Raw genomic sequence first — 14,178 nt, forward strand, 5'->3', positions numbered from 1 at the left:
TCTCCGTTATCGATAAGTCAAAATTCTAGTAAGGCGCGGCCAAACGGCGCGCCCGATTCGTCACCGTTTCAGCGCGGGCGGCCGGTCCGGCGCCTGCCAGCCGCCGCCCAGCGCCCGGTACAGGTCGACGTGGGCCGACAGGTAGTTGGCGCGCAGCTGCAGCGCACCGGTGTCGGCGCTGAAGGCATTGCGCTGGGCGTCCAGCTCCTCCAGGAACGACGAGTAGCCGTTGCGGTAGCGGTTGTGCGCGATGCGCAGCTGCTCGGCGCTGGCCACGCGGCGTGCTTCGGCCTGCTCGAGCTGCTCGCGCAGGCGTTCGATCGCGTCGAGCGCGTTCTCGGTCTCGGCAAACGCGTTGCGCACGGCCGCCTCGTAAGCGATCAGCGCACGGTCGCGCAGCGACGCCGAGACGTCGGCCTGGGCGCGCCGGCGGCCGGCGTCGAAGATCGGCGCCAGCACGCTGCCGCCCAGGCTCCACAGCCGGAACGGGTCGTGCAGCAGTTCCGGCAGGCCGAACTGGTACAGGCCGGCCGAGGCGTTCAGGCTGATCGCCGGCAGGAACTGGGCGCGCGCCACAGCCAGGCCGGCGTCGGCCGCCGCCACGGCGTCCTCGGCCTGGGCGATGTCGGGGCGCCGGCGCAGCAGCTGCGACGGCAGGCCGGGGGCGAGCGCCGGCGGCTGCAGGCTGGTCAGCGCGGTGCCGCGCGCGATGGGGCCGGGATTGGCGCCGACCAGCAGCGCCAGCGCGTTTTCCTGCTCGCCGATGGCGCGCTCGAGCTGCGGAATGCTTTGCGCTGTCGAGCGCCGTTCCGATTCGGATTGCTGCACTTCCAGGCGCGAGGTGTAGCCGACCTCGAACTCGCGCCGCGCCAGCGCGGCCGAGCGCTCGCGCGTGGCCAGGGTCTGGCGCGCCACCTCGAGCTGGGCATCCAGGCCGCGCAGGTTCAGGTAGCCGGTCGCCACATTGGCCGCCACCGACAGCGCCGCCGCGTCCGCCGCCGCCTGCTGCGCGGCCAGGTCGTAGCGCGCCGCCTCGATCGCGTTCTCCGTGCGCCCGAACGAATACAGCTCGTACGAGGCCTGCACCCCGCCCTGCACCACGGTCGCCAGCGATGGCGGGCCAAACGGGCCGATGCTCTGGCCGCGCCCCGGCTGCAGGCTGAAATTGACTTCCGGGAGCCCGGCCGCCTCGGCCACGCGGATGCGCGCCCGGTACTCCTGCAGGCGCGCGCGCGCGGTGAGCACGTTGGCGTTGCGTTCCAGCGCCTGCGCCACCAGGTTGTTGAGCACCGGATCGTTGAAGGCCGTCCACCATTCGCGCTCGACAGGGACGCCGGCGTTCGGCCCGACCTCGGCCTTGCCGTGCCAGGCGGCCGGCACGCTCAAGGTCGGTTTCGGCGGCGCCTGCACCGGGATCTTGCAGGCGGCCAGGAGCGTGCCGGCGGCGACCGCGCACAGTACGCCGCGCACGCGGCCGTGGACGAACCCGCGCCTCATCGGGCCGGCCCCGCGGGCGCTGCGGGCTGCGCTGTGGGCGCTGTGGGCTGCACTGCGGGCGGCACTGTCGACTGCACGGCGGACGGCGTGGCCGGCTGCGCAGCAGGCGGCGCGGCCGGCGCCGCCATATTGCCCGGCTGCGAGGTATCGATGGTCGGCACCACCGACATGCCGGGGCGCAGGCGCTGGGCCAGCGGCTGGTTGGGGTCGATGCTGATGCGCACCGGAATGCGCTGCTCGATCTTGACGAAGTTGCCGGTCGCATTGTCCGGCGCGATGACGGAAAATTCGGAGCCGGTGGCCGGCGAGATCTGCTCGACGTGCCCGCGCAGCCTGGCGTGGTTGAGCGCATCGACGGTGAAGGTGACCGGCTGGCCCAGGCGCACGTCGGCCATCTGCGTTTCCTTCATGTTGGCGACGATCCACATGGTTTGCGGCACCAGCGCGGTCAGCTGGGTGCCGGCATTGACGAACGCGCCCAGGCGCACCGCGACCTGTCCCAGCTGGCCGTCGCGCGGCGCGGTGATGCGGGTGTTGGCCAGGTCGATCTCGGCCAGGCGCACCGCCGCTTCCGCGTTCGCCACCGCGGCCTCGAGCGCGCTGCGGTTGGTTTCGACGGTGCGCAGGTTCTGGCGCGCGATCTCGAGCGCGGCCCGGGCCTGGTCGGTGGCGGCCACGGTCTGGGCGCGGGTCGCGCGCGCGGCGTCGCGCTCGCGCGCGGACAGCGAACCGTCGGAGGCCAGTTCCTCGACGCGGCGCAGGTCGGCGCTGGCGCGCTGGGCCTGGGCCTGGGTGTTGGCCAGCGCCGCCTGGTTCTGTTCGATGGTGGCGCGCGCGGTGCCCTGGTTCTGCGCGAAGTTGGCCAGCGCGGCGCGCTGCGTGGCCAGCTGGGCGCGCGCCTGGTCGAGGCGCTGCTGGAAGATGCGCTGGTCGATCAGCATCAGGCGCTGGCCCTGGCGCACGTACTGGTAGTCCTGCACGTCGACCTCGACGACGTAGCCCGACAGCTGCGGACTGATGATGGTCACCTGCCCGCGCACGGTCGCGTTCTCGGTGCTCTGCAGCGCACTGTGAAACGGCGGCAGGCGCCAGGCATACAGCACGATCAGCACGCCGGTCAGGGCCACCAGGCCGAACAGCAGCGCACTGACGAACAGCTTGCGCTTCGATTGCGGCGGCGCTGTCGTGGACGCACCGGTCGCCGGGTTGGCGGGGGCCGCGGCGGGCGCGCTCGTGGTCGTGGTGGTGGTCGGGTTGTCGGCCATGGAAGTATCAGGTGGTGGAAGGTTGGGGTCGAGGCGAGGCGGCGCCCATCACCGGCTCCGGCGGCGTGCCGGCCGGGGTAGCGATCGGCGCATCGGTTGCGCTGTCGGTCTGGCTGGTCGGTCCGGCCGCGCTCGGGCCGGCCTGGACGGCCGGCGGCGCCGCGTACTTGAGCCACAGGGCGCGCCCGAAGATCCACAGCGCGGCCAGCAGCGCGATCACGGCGATCAGGAGGAACACGTCGTTGTAGGCCAGGATGTTGGCTTCGCGCGTCTGCGCCGCCGACAGCGACGACAGTCCCGCGCGCGTGCGCGCCGCCGGGTCGGTCAGCATGCGTCCATAGGCCGCCCCACCCTGCGCGATGCGCGCCGCGACGATCGGGTCGAGCGCGGTCAACCCGTCCGCCAGCACCGACGAATGGAACTTCTCGCGCCAGATCTGGAAGGTGCCGATCAGCGAGGAGCCGAGCAGGCTGCCCAGGTTCTGCGTCAGGCCGAACAGTACCGAGAAGGTGATCAGGTTGGCCGGGTTGGTCACGACCGAGCCCATCAGCGTGAGCAGCAGCGGTCCGAGGAACATCACGCTGCCGAAGGCCAGCATGCCCTGGGAGGCATACATCTGCTCGGGGCGGGTCATGTTGGTCGCGGTCGAGTCGATCCAGGCACCCAGCGCCATGATGAGCAGGGCGACCACCTGCGGCGCCATCAGGTGGTTGGGGTCGGTGATCGCCACCGACACCGCGATCCCGAGGATGGTGCAGGCCAGCACCACCCCGAACAGCGTGAGCATCTGGTCGTTGTTCAGGCCGACCAGGCGCAGGAAGCCGACCGCGCCCACGCTCTGCTCGGACAGGACGATGCGCACCAGCACCATGAACATGAACAGGCGCGCAATACTGCCGTTGGTCAGCCAGCGCAAATTCAGCAGCGGATAGGTGCGGTTGTGCTCCACCCAGATGGCCGCGGCGATCAGCACGATCGACAGCGCCAGCGCCACGCCGATCCAGCGCTGGTCGGTCCACCAGAACACCCGCCCAAAGGTGACCGCCGCGCACAGCAGCGCCACGCCCGGCGCGAACAGGGCGAAGGTGACGAAGTCCAGCCCGCGGAAGGCCTTGAACCGGTCGCCCGGCGGAAGTTTCAGCCACAGCACCGCGCCCAGCGTCAGCAGCGTCAGGCCGAGTTCGAACAGGTACAGCCCGCGCCACTCGGCGAAGTTGAGCAGGCGCGCCGAGAACATGTAGGCGATCGGCTGGGCCAGCTGCGAGATGCCGGTCGAGATCACGATCCCCCGCTGGCGCCAGGGCCGCTGGAAGGCCTGCAGCGTGTAGTACAGCCCGAGCGTGGACAGCGCCGCCCCGGCGATGCCGTGGAAGGCGCGCACTGCGATCGCCGTGCCGAGGTCGTTGACGAACAGGTGACCGAAGGTCACCAGCGCGTACAGCACCAGGAAGAATTCGGTAAAGGCGCGCAGGCCGTACTGCTGGCGGAATTTCACCAGCAGCAGGTTCATCGACGCGTTGGTCATCACGTAGGCGGCCGGCAGCCAGTTGGTCTCGTAGTAGTAGGCGCCCAGCGTGCCCTGCAAATTGAGGATGTTGACCGTCACCAGCGCGTTGCCCAGGCCGCCGGTCAGCGTGACCAGGCTGCCGACCAGGAAGAACGCGATCCGGCGCGCCGTCGAGTGGTTCGGAAACGACGGCCCGCCGGGCAGCGTCGGCCGTTCTTCGGGCGACCACTGGATCGGCGCGTACTTGTCGGCGTCGTTGTCGGCGTTTCTGCGGCTCACGCGTCCTCCAGGATCTGACGCAGTTGTTCGAGGACTTCGGCGGCCACCACCATGCGGCCGTTGTCGATGCGCGCCATCAGCTCGCCGCGCAGGACCGCGGTGAAGCCTTCGACTTCGCGCGCCAGTTCGCGCCCGCGCTCGGTCAGCACGACCAGCTTGACGCGCCGGTCGTGCGCGCTGGGCATGCGCTCGACCAGCTCGGCGGCAGCCAGGCGGTCGATCGTCGCGACCAGGGTCGCGCCGTCCACGCCGAGCTGGCGCGCCAGCTCGCGCTGCGAGGGCGGCGCCGCGCTGGCGGTCACGGCGGCCATCGCGCTCCAGCCGGCCGCGGTCAGCCCGCGCGCGCGCAGCCGGCGCTCGAGGGCACCGCGCCAGGCGCGCGCCCCGCCGTGCAAGGCCTGTGTGAAGCGTTCATCAAGAGAAACCATGGGTCACCTGATCGTTGGCTTTACTGATTATCTGCCTGTTATGGCAAATTTGCCCACACGCGAAGATTTAGTTCGAGAATTGGTTAATCGGATATTGCTCTGAAAAATAACCGTGCTTAGAATCAACTTATTCCCCTAAGCAATCTGTTCCCTACCGGACACGTCTTTACCGTCCGATGCATCGCCGGGAACGCTGTCGTTTCAGAGTGCCCATGTTCAAAGCATTTTCTTCTGTTCGCAAACTGACGTCCGTCCTGCTCCTCGGCCTGGCCCTGCTGCCGGGCCTGGCGATCGAGCAGGAATTGCAACTCGACTACCGCATCAACGAGCACATCGTGCTGGTCCCGGCCGGCAAGAATCACCAGGCGCGCCTGGAAACCACGGTGTTCCAGCCGAACGGCCCGGGCCCCTTCCCGCTCATCATCATCAACCACGGCAAGGACCCCGGCCACCCGAACCTGCAGCCGCGCGACCGCTTCTACCACATGGCGCACGCCTTCGTGGCGCGCGGCTACGCCGTGATGGTGCCGATGCGCCAGGGTTTCGCCGACTCGACCGGCTACTACCACGACCACGGCTGCGATATGACGGCCAATGGCTACACCCAGGCCCAGGACGTCTACGACACCCTCCAGTTCGCGCGCGAGCAGTCCTGGATCGACGCCGACCACATCGTCGTCGCCGGCCAGTCCTATGGCGGCCTGGCGACCATCGCCCTGGGCACCCAGGACCTGCCGGGCGTACGCGGCCTGATCAACTTCGCCGGCGGCCTGCGCGACGACAGCAACGGCTGCGGCTGGCGCTCGTCGCTGGTGTCGGCGTTCGCCGAGTACGGTTCGCAGTCCAAGCTGCCGAGCCTGTGGATGTACGGCCAGAACGACTCCCTGTTCGCGCCCGAGCTGGTGGCGCGCATGCACGACGCCTACGAGCAGGCCGGCGGCCACGCCACCCTGGTCGAATACGCCGCCTTCAAGCGCGACTCGCACGGCATGCTCGCCAGCCGCGACGGCCAGAAGGTCTGGCTGGACGCCACCATGAAATTCCTGGACAAGGTCGGCATGCCGACCAAGGTGGTGTACAAGGTGCCGGAACCGCCGGTCCCGCAGGCGACCAATTTTGCCAACATTCAGGATGTGAGCGCCGTTCCTTTCCTCAGCGCAAATGGCCGCCGCGCCTACGCCGAGTACCTGACCAAGATGACGCCGCGCGCGTTCGCGGTGTCGCCCAGCGGCGGCTGGTGCTGGGCCGAGGAAGGCGAGGATCCGGACGCGCGCGCGCTGGCGACCTGCTCGGCCAAGAGCGACACGCCGTGCCAGCTGTATTCGGTCGACGAGGCCGTGGTGTTCAACCCGGACCTGGCCGAGAAGACCGCGGTGACGGCGTCCAACACCCCGGCGCCGCATCCCGCCGCGGCCGTGGACGGCGCCGGTTCGGCGGCGATCGGCAGCGGTTCGGCCGGTGTGGCCAACTGAGCCGGGCCGCGCGGCGCGGCGCTTGGACGGCGGCGGCCGGGAGCGATCCCGCGCCGCCTTTTGCATGCGCGCTGGTTTTCGCAGTGCAATAATCAAGCACGCTACCGGCAAGCGAACCTGGCTATTGCCTGCCGGCTCCCGGATGTTGCGGAGCACCATAATTTTGTATCAGCCCGGACCGGGCACGATCTAGCGCAAACTCGGCCGTGGGCCGCAAACCGACAATGTGGTGTTCGCCACGTTCGATGGAGCCCACATGTTGCGATTGAACAAGATCTGCGCGTGCGCATTGCTGGCCATGGCGTCACTGTTGCGCATCGCACCCGCCCTCGCCGCCAACAACGATCCGGTCATCCTCGTGCATGGCGTGCTGGGCTTCGGTCCCGACACCTACCCCGGACCGAAATTCCTCTACTGGGGCGGCTACCACAACATTGCCTCCACCATGGCGCTGTATCACGGCCCGCACACGGTCATCGCCGCCGGCGTCAGCCCGATCGCTTCGAACTGGGACCGCGCCGCCGAGCTGTACGCCCAGATCAAGGGCGGCTGCGTCGACTACGGCGCCATCCACGTGCGGCGCTACGGTTACCCCGGGCAGCCGCAAAAGCCGGACGCCAGGTGCTGGGCCGCGGATCCGAACAACAATCCCGGCAACTACCCGCTCGCCTTCTATCCGCAGTGGGACGCCGCGCATCCGATCCACCTGATCGGCCACAGCCAGGGCGGTACGACGATCCGCGCGCTGGTGCAGCTGCTCGAGCACGGCTCCCCGGACGGCGACGAAGGCGGTGGCGAACTGTACCGCGGCGGCAAGGTCGGCTGGGTGCGCAGCGTGGTCACGATCTCGGCGCCGCACAACGGCACCACGCTGCGCGACGCCGCGCTCGACGTGCTGCCCAACCTGCGCAGCCCGCTGCGCGATATGCTGGACAACCAGCTGGAACAGTGGGAGCTGGCGCCGGACGGCGCGCGCGAATTCAACCTGTGGGCGCTGACCTCGCCCTCGGTCTACTGGTTTTCGATCGGCACGCTGGCGACCGAGGCCGGGTCCTGGTGCTGCAACGGCACCGACCGCGTCATCGCGCCGGTGCAGAGCAGCCAATTCCAGTACCCGCGCGCCGACATGATCGCCTACTTCAAGCCGTACGCCGGCGCATTCATCGTGCCCTCGCTGATGCAGCCCGGCATGGGCTCGTACACCCAGTCGGCGCCCGGCCGTGTGCGCATCGACAGCGCGTGGTTTCCGAACGACGGCGTGGTCAACACGATCAGCATGCGCGCGCCCGACGGCCATCCGGTGCGCGACTACGATGGCAGCGCCGTCAAGGGCACGTGGAATTTCCTCGGCAATTACCGCGGCTACGACCACTTCGACATCCTGAACTGGCCGAACACGGGACCGTCGGCCGATCCGGTCTACGAACGGATCTGCGACATCATCTTCAACCTCGATTGAGCGCGGGCGCCTGAACGTCAGGCGGGCGGCAGTTCGCGGCCCCAGCGCTGCAGCTGTTCGACGGTCGCCGTGACGCCGCCGCACACGATCACGAGCACGCGCGCGTAGCCGGCCAGCGGATGGGCGCCGCCAGTCACGTCACTGCCCGCATTACCGGCCACATTACCGGCCGCATCGCCGGCTACCTCATCTGCCGCCTCATCCGCTGCATCATGCGCCGCATACGCCAGCGCCAGCGCCGCTCCGCACGCCGGCTCGACCACGATGCGGTGGTCGTCCATGAACCGCAGGCAGGCCTGGACCGCGGCGCGATCGCTCACCACCTGCGGCACGATCGGATGCTGCGCAGCCAGCGCAAACGCCGCTTCCGACACTCGGCGCGCGCCGAGCGAGGTAGCGATGCTGGTGATGGCAGGCAGCTCGATGCGCTCGCCTGCCCGCAGCGAGCGCGCATACGCATCGGCGCCCGCGGTCTCGACCGCGAACACCGGCACCTCGTTCCAGCCCTGGCGCCGCATGCCCTCGACCACGCCGCACAGCAGCCCGCCCCCGCCGACCGACAGCAGCACCGCATCCGGCGCTAGGCCGCTGGCCGCGACCTCGTCGATCATGCCGGCGTGGCCTTCCCACAGCAGCGGATCGTCGAACGGGTGGATGAAGGCGTCCTGCGGCCCGAGCATGGACAGCGCCAACGCGTTCGCTTCCTGGAACGAGGCGCCATGCACGACGATCTCGGCGCCTTCGCGCGCGATCAGCTCGCGCGCACGCGCGCTGGTGGTTTCCGGCACCACCACCGTCACCGGCAGTCCGAGCCGGCGGCCGGCGTGCGCCGCGGCCATGCCGGCATTGCCGCCAGAGGAGGAAACGAAGCGGCGCGCGCCGCCCGCCGCGTAGCGCTCGCAGGCATGGCCAATGCCGCGCAGCTTGAACGAACCGGACGGCTGCAGCGCTTCCATCTTGAGGAAAAAGGCCGGACCGCCCGCGCGCGCCAGCGCGCCCGATTCGATCAGCGGCGTCGGCTGGTGCAGCAGGCGCTGCGGCAAGGACGGCTGCGGCGTCGTCACATCGTGCCGCGCAGGGTGCGCGCCAGGTCGGACAGGCGGTAGGGCTTGTTCACGAAGGCGAATTCGCTCAGCTCGCTGCCGTGACGCTGCTTCAGGGCCGGCAGCGGATAGCCGGAGGCCAGCATGATCTTGGTGTCCGGGTAGTGCGCGCGGGTGTAGGAGGCCAGTTCGATACCGTCCATGCCGTCGGGCATGACGACGTCGGTGAACAGGATGTCGACGTCCTTGTGCTCGAGCACGTCGATCGCCTCGTTGCTGTTGGCGGCCGTCAGCACGTCGTAGCCCATGCTGGAGAACAGCGCGGACGCGACGTCCATCAGGTCGGGCTCGTCCTCGACGATCAGCACGCGCTCGGTATGCTCGGCGCCGGCCTCGAGCGCGTCGGACACGACGGCAGGCAGGTAGATCGAGATCGCCGTGCCCTCGCCCTCCTTGCTTTCGATCACGACCTCGCCGCCCGACTGCTTGATGAAGCCGTACACCTGCGACAGGCCCAGGCCGGTGCCCTTGCCGACTTCCTTGGTGGTGAAGAACGGTTCGAAGGCGCGCGCGATGACGTCCGGCGGCATGCCGCTGCCGGTGTCGCGCACCGTCACGCGCACGTACTCGCCGGCCGCCAGCGAACCGGCCTGGCGCTCGGCCAGCGTGGCGTTGGCCGTGCTGATCGTAATGCTGCCCCCCTCGGGCATGGCGTCGCGCGCGTTGACCACCAGGTTCAGCAGCGCGGATTCGAAACGGGCGCTGTCGATGGTGGCGTTGTGGGTCTTGCGGTCGAGCTCGATGTTGAACTCGATGTCGGCGTTGCCGGCGCGCCGCAACACGGTCTCGAAGCCAGTGACAATGCGGTTGATGTTGCGCGTTTCCGCCTGCAGCGGCTGCTGGCGCGCGAAGGCCAGCAGCTGCTGGGTCAGGCGCGCGCCGCGGTCGATCGCGCGCCGCATGCTTTCGATCGTGCGGGCTTCGCCGCGGTTTTCGCCGCGCCCTTCGGCTCCGCCGCGCTGGATGCCGAGCACCTCCAGGCCGCTCGACAGCACCGACAGCAGGTTGTTGAAGTCGTGCGCGATGCCGCCGGTCAGCTGGCCGATCGACTCCATCTTCTGTGCCTGGAACAGGGCCACGTTGGCCGCCGCCAACGCCTCGTCCGCCTTTTTCTTTTCGGTCAGGTCGCGCGTGATCTTGGCGAAGCCGACCAACTCGCCATTGGCGTCGTGGACGGCGTCGACCACCACGTGGGCCCAGAAGCGCGAACCGTCCTTGCGCACGCGCCAGCCTTCGGATTCGTAGCGCCCGACCTTGGCCGCCGTCCCGAGCGCACGCTCGGGCCCGCCTGCGGCGCGGTCTTCGTCGGTGTAGAAGCGCGAGAAATGCTGGCCCAGGATGTCTTCCAGCGAGTAACCCTTGATGCGTTCGGCGCCAGCGTTCCAGTTGGTGACGATACCTTCGGGCGAGAGCATGTAGATCGCATAATCGGTCACGCCCTGCACCAGCAGGCGGAAGCGCTGTTCGCTCTCGCGCAGCTTGTCCTCGGCCACCTTGCGCTCGGTGACGTCGCGCGTGACCTTGGCAAAGCCGAGCAGCACGCCGTCTTCGTTGTAGATCGGGTCGAGCACGACGTGGGCCCAGAAACGCGAGCCGTCCTTGCGTACGCGCCAGCCTTCGGATTCGTACTTGCCTTCTTTCAGCGCGGTGGCCAGGGCGCGCGCTGGCATGCCGGCATCGCGGTCTTCCAGCGTATAGAAGCGTGAAAAATGTTCGCCCAGGATTTCATGCGCCTGATAGCCCTTGAAACGGTTGGCGCCGGCGTTCCAACTGCTGATGTGTCCGTTTGGATCGAGCATGTAGATGGCGTAGTCGCTGATTCCCGAAATCAGGTATTGGTAACGCCGCTCGTCGGTCAGGAAAGTCTTGGTTTGCATTGAAGGACCAATTATTTTTGCCCAAATCCACCTCATGATACGCGCTCGCTCAAGTGGCTGCGCGTGCACAATATAGAAGGGATTTTACATTCTTGTCGTTTGCGCCATATCGCGTGAAATGCGCCTGTCGAGCATTCTACAGACTTACCGAAGCGATCTTGCCTGATACTTGAATAGCGTGCAATAACACAGGCGCGCATCAATAAAATCAAGCACTTGACGCTAACCCCGTATGCCATGCCGATCCACGTGGACAAGCAGAGGCGAACCGGTGCGGTCCGGGCCAGCGCCGGCGCTCTGCGCTACGCCGCGCTCTCCCGATCGCGCCGGCCCAGCCGCACCGACATCAAAATTCACACTTTCGCACAGAATCTCGTTACACACTACAAGGTTCGGGATTCGTATTTGCTGAATTCGTATGATTGATGTTGCAAGATAGATGCAAAATCAACGCCGATTCGGCCGGGTTGCGGGTTTGGGCTGATGCTTTTCATTGTAAAATAACTGCTTGCAATCATCGCTGAAACACTGTCCAACGCACCATGAATCAGGCTACTCACGCTCCCGTCCTCGACCTGTCGACCTGCGACAAGGAACCGATTCGTACGCCCGGCAGCATCCAGCCGCACGGCTTCCTGCTGACGCTGGCGGACGACGGCTCGGTACTGCAGGCCAGCGCCAACCTGCAGTCCTGGATCGGCTATCCGGCCGAAGGCGTGCCTGGCCGTCCGTTGGCCGACGTGATCGGCCTCGAGGCCGCCCAGCGCCTGCAGCCCGGCCTGGCCGGCAACCTCGGCCCGCGTCCGTTCTACGTCGGCACCATCACCGCCGCCAACGGCAGCCACTTCGAAGCGTCGGCCCACCGCTGGGACGGTGTGATCATCGTCGAATTCGAGCCGGTCGAGCGCCCGGAACAGGCAGGCTTTCGCGACTTGTACCCACTGGTCGGCAACTTCCTGCTCAAGGTCAACGATGCGCCCAGCATCGAGGCGCTGGCCCAACTGGCTTGCCAGCACGTGCGCACCGTGTCCGGGTTCGGGCGCGTCATCGTGTACAAGTTCGATGCCGACGGCCACGGCCACGTCATGGCCGAGGACAAGCTCGATGGGTATGCGTCGTACATGGGCCAGCACTTCCCGGCCAGCGACATCCCGACCCAGGCGCGCGAGCTGTATACGCTGTCGCGCATACGCCTGATCCGCGATGCGAACTACACGCCGGCGGCGCTGGTCCCGCCCCTGAATCCTGCCACCGGGAAGGTCAACGACCTGTCGTTTGCCGTCCTGCGCAGCGTCTCGCCGGTGCACCTGCAGTACATGCGCAACATGAACACCATGGCGTCGATGTCGGTGTCGCTGATGGTCAAGGGCAAGCTGTGGGGCCTGGTGTCGTGCCATAACGAAGACGCCAACCTGGTCTCGTTCGAAAAGCGCACCGCCTGCGAACAGGTGGCCGAGATCCTGGCGCTATGCATCGAATCGCGCGAGGACGCCGCCGAGCTGCAGTTCCGCCTCGACCTGCGCCGCATCATGGTGTCGATGCTGGCCGGCTTGACCCAGGGCAGCGACTTCATTGAAAACCTGTCCAGCATCTTTCCCGAACTGCTGCGCTTCGCGCGCGCGACCGGTGCGGCGGTGGTGGTCGACGACCGCATCCTGTGCTACGGCGACACCCCGGAGCAGGAACAGATCCAGTCGCTGGTGGAATGGCTCAACGTGCACGACCACGGCGACATCTTCCACACTGACAAATTGTCCGCCATTTACCCGAACGGCGGCGAGCTGGTGCGCAACGCCAGCGGCCTGATGGCCCTGCCGATCTCGCGCATCCACAAGCACTACCTGTTGTGGTTCCGCCCCGAGTACGTGCATACCATCGAATGGGCAGGCTACCCGCACGACAAGGTGGTGCAGTCGGCCGCGGCCGGCACCTCGATACAACCGCTGCAGTTGTCGCCGCGCACCAGCTTCGCGGCCTGGCGCGAGACCATCCACGGCGTGAGCCAGCAGTGGCACGGCGGCGAGATCGAGCTGGCGCTGGAATTCCGTACCGCCCTGCTCGGCATCGCGCTCGAGCGGGCCGAGCAGATGGCCGAGCTGGCCGAGGAGCTGGGGCGCGCCAACAAGGAACTCGAAGCCTTCTCGTATTCGGTGTCGCACGATTTGCGCGCGCCGCTGCGCCACATCGTTGGATTCTCCGACCTGCTGATCGAGTCGAGCGGCAGCGAGGACGTCACCCAGCGCCAGCGCTTCCTGAAGAACATCAAGGAAGCCGCGCGCATGGCCGGCAAGCTGGTCGACGACCTGCTGTCGTTCTCGCAGATGGGGCGCGCCTCGCTGCGCCCGACCACGGTCGACATGGGCGAGCTGGTCGCGGCCTGCCTCGACAAGCTGGCGCTCGAAACCCGCAACCGCCACATCGACTGGGAAATCGCGCCGCTGCCGGCGGTCCATGCCGACCCGGCCTTCCTGCACCTGGCGATGTACAACCTGCTGTCGAACGCGGTCAAGTTCACGGCGCAGAAAGACCCGGCCGTCATCCGCATCACTTTTGAAGACCATCCGGACGAGACCGTGATCCACGTGGCCGACAACGGCGCCGGCTTCAACATGGATTACGTGCACAAGCTGTTCGGCGTCTTCCAGCGCCTGCACCGCATGGAAGATTTCCAGGGCACCGGCATCGGCCTGGCCAACGTGCGCCGCATCGTCGAGCGTCACAACGGCCGCGTCTGGGCCAATTCCGTACTCGGCGAAGGCGCGACCTTCTCCTTCGCCCTTCCCAAGAATCACCTGAATACCGATTGATTTAATTTGTACCCGAGAGAATACATGCTCAAGCCCATCCTATTGGTGGAAGATAACCCGAACGACCTGGAACTGACGCTGATCGCGTTGTCCAAAAGCCAGCTCGCAAACCAGGTCATCGTCGTGCGCGACGGCGCCGAAGCGCTCGACTACCTGCATCGCCGCGGCGAGTACGCGGAGGGCCCGGTCGGCAACCCGGCCGTGGTGCTGCTCGACCTGAAGCTGCCCAAAGTCGACGGCCTGGAAGTATTGAAGGACATCCGCGCCACCGACTGCCTGAAAGCCATCCCGGTGGTGATGCTGACGTCGTCGAAAGAAGAACAGGATCTGATCCGCAGCTACGAGCTGGGCGTGAACGCCTACGTGGTCAAGCCGGTCGATTTCACGGAGTTCGTGCGCGCGATCGCCGACCTGGGGATCTTCTGGGCCGTGCTGAACGAACCGCCGCCGGGCTCGCAGCGCTACGTCAAGCCCAGCAAATAAG

The 14,178-nt window shown here is 67.4% G+C and carries 10 protein-coding genes; 4 read left to right on the top strand and 6 right to left on the bottom strand.

What is annotated here, in order from left to right:
* Window positions 1-60 precede the first annotated feature (60 nt).
* Genes FA90_RS11250 through FA90_RS11265 form a run of 4 tightly spaced genes read right to left on the bottom strand, consistent with a single transcriptional unit; the run spans window position 61 to window position 4,976 of the window.
* Window positions 61-1,497, bottom strand: a complete 1,437-nt coding sequence (locus FA90_RS11250) for an efflux transporter outer membrane subunit (protein WP_081933792.1) — start codon at window positions 1,495-1,497, stop codon at window positions 61-63.
* Window positions 1,494-2,762, bottom strand: a complete 1,269-nt coding sequence (locus FA90_RS11255) for an HlyD family secretion protein (RefSeq protein ID WP_081933793.1) — start codon at window positions 2,760-2,762, stop codon at window positions 1,494-1,496. Before FA90_RS11255 ends, FA90_RS11250 begins: the two co-directional genes overlap by 4 nt.
* Window positions 2,763-2,769: 7 nt before the next feature.
* The gene (locus FA90_RS11260; RefSeq protein ID WP_081933794.1) at window positions 2,770-4,548 is read right to left on the bottom strand and encodes an MFS transporter; all 1,779 of its coding nucleotides are present in this window, start codon (window positions 4,546-4,548) and stop codon (window positions 2,770-2,772) included.
* Entirely contained in the window at window positions 4,545-4,976 is a 432-nt protein-coding gene (locus tag FA90_RS11265) for a MarR family winged helix-turn-helix transcriptional regulator (RefSeq protein WP_036168766.1), read from the bottom strand. Before FA90_RS11265 ends, FA90_RS11260 begins: the two co-directional genes overlap by 4 nt.
* 212 nt (window positions 4,977-5,188) lie before the next feature.
* Between FA90_RS11265 and FA90_RS11270 the strand changes: the two genes are divergently transcribed.
* Window positions 5,189-6,448 (top strand): S9 family peptidase, encoded by a 1,260-nt coding sequence (locus FA90_RS11270; RefSeq protein ID WP_197065286.1) that lies wholly within the window; start codon window positions 5,189-5,191, stop codon window positions 6,446-6,448.
* A gap of 256 nt (window positions 6,449-6,704) precedes the next feature.
* Window positions 6,705-7,907 carry a triacylglycerol lipase gene (locus FA90_RS11275; RefSeq protein ID WP_036168768.1) on the top strand — a complete coding sequence of 401 codons (1,203 nt, stop codon included), beginning with the start codon at window positions 6,705-6,707 and terminating at the stop codon, window positions 7,905-7,907.
* A gap of 17 nt (window positions 7,908-7,924) precedes the next feature.
* On the opposite strand, the gene FA90_RS11280 is transcribed toward FA90_RS11275, so the two are convergent.
* Together FA90_RS11280 and FA90_RS11285 are read right to left on the bottom strand one after the other, a co-directional pair.
* Entirely contained in the window at window positions 7,925-8,971 is a 1,047-nt protein-coding gene (locus FA90_RS11280) for a pyridoxal-phosphate dependent enzyme (protein WP_275041312.1), read from the bottom strand.
* On the bottom strand, window positions 8,968-10,887 hold the full coding sequence (locus FA90_RS11285) for a PAS domain-containing sensor histidine kinase (RefSeq protein WP_036168770.1): 1,920 nt from the start codon (window positions 10,885-10,887) through the stop codon (window positions 8,968-8,970). The genes FA90_RS11280 and FA90_RS11285 overlap by 4 nt, the downstream gene beginning before the upstream one ends.
* A 542-nt stretch (window positions 10,888-11,429) precedes the next feature.
* On the opposite strand from FA90_RS11285, the gene FA90_RS11295 reads away from it, so the two are divergent.
* A complete protein-coding gene (locus tag FA90_RS11295) occupies window positions 11,430-13,694 on the top strand; it encodes an ATP-binding protein (RefSeq protein WP_036168774.1) in 2,265 nt (754 codons plus the stop codon).
* A 24-nt stretch (window positions 13,695-13,718) separates the two neighbouring features.
* Complete coding sequence (locus tag FA90_RS11300; RefSeq protein WP_036168776.1) at window positions 13,719-14,177, top strand: response regulator; 459 nt, start codon at window positions 13,719-13,721, stop codon at window positions 14,175-14,177.
* The last annotated feature ends 1 nt before the right edge of the window (window position 14,178 follow it).

The organism is Massilia sp. 9096 (assembly GCF_000745265.1).
In the GTDB taxonomy this organism is placed as follows: domain Bacteria; phylum Pseudomonadota; class Gammaproteobacteria; order Burkholderiales; family Burkholderiaceae_D; genus Telluria.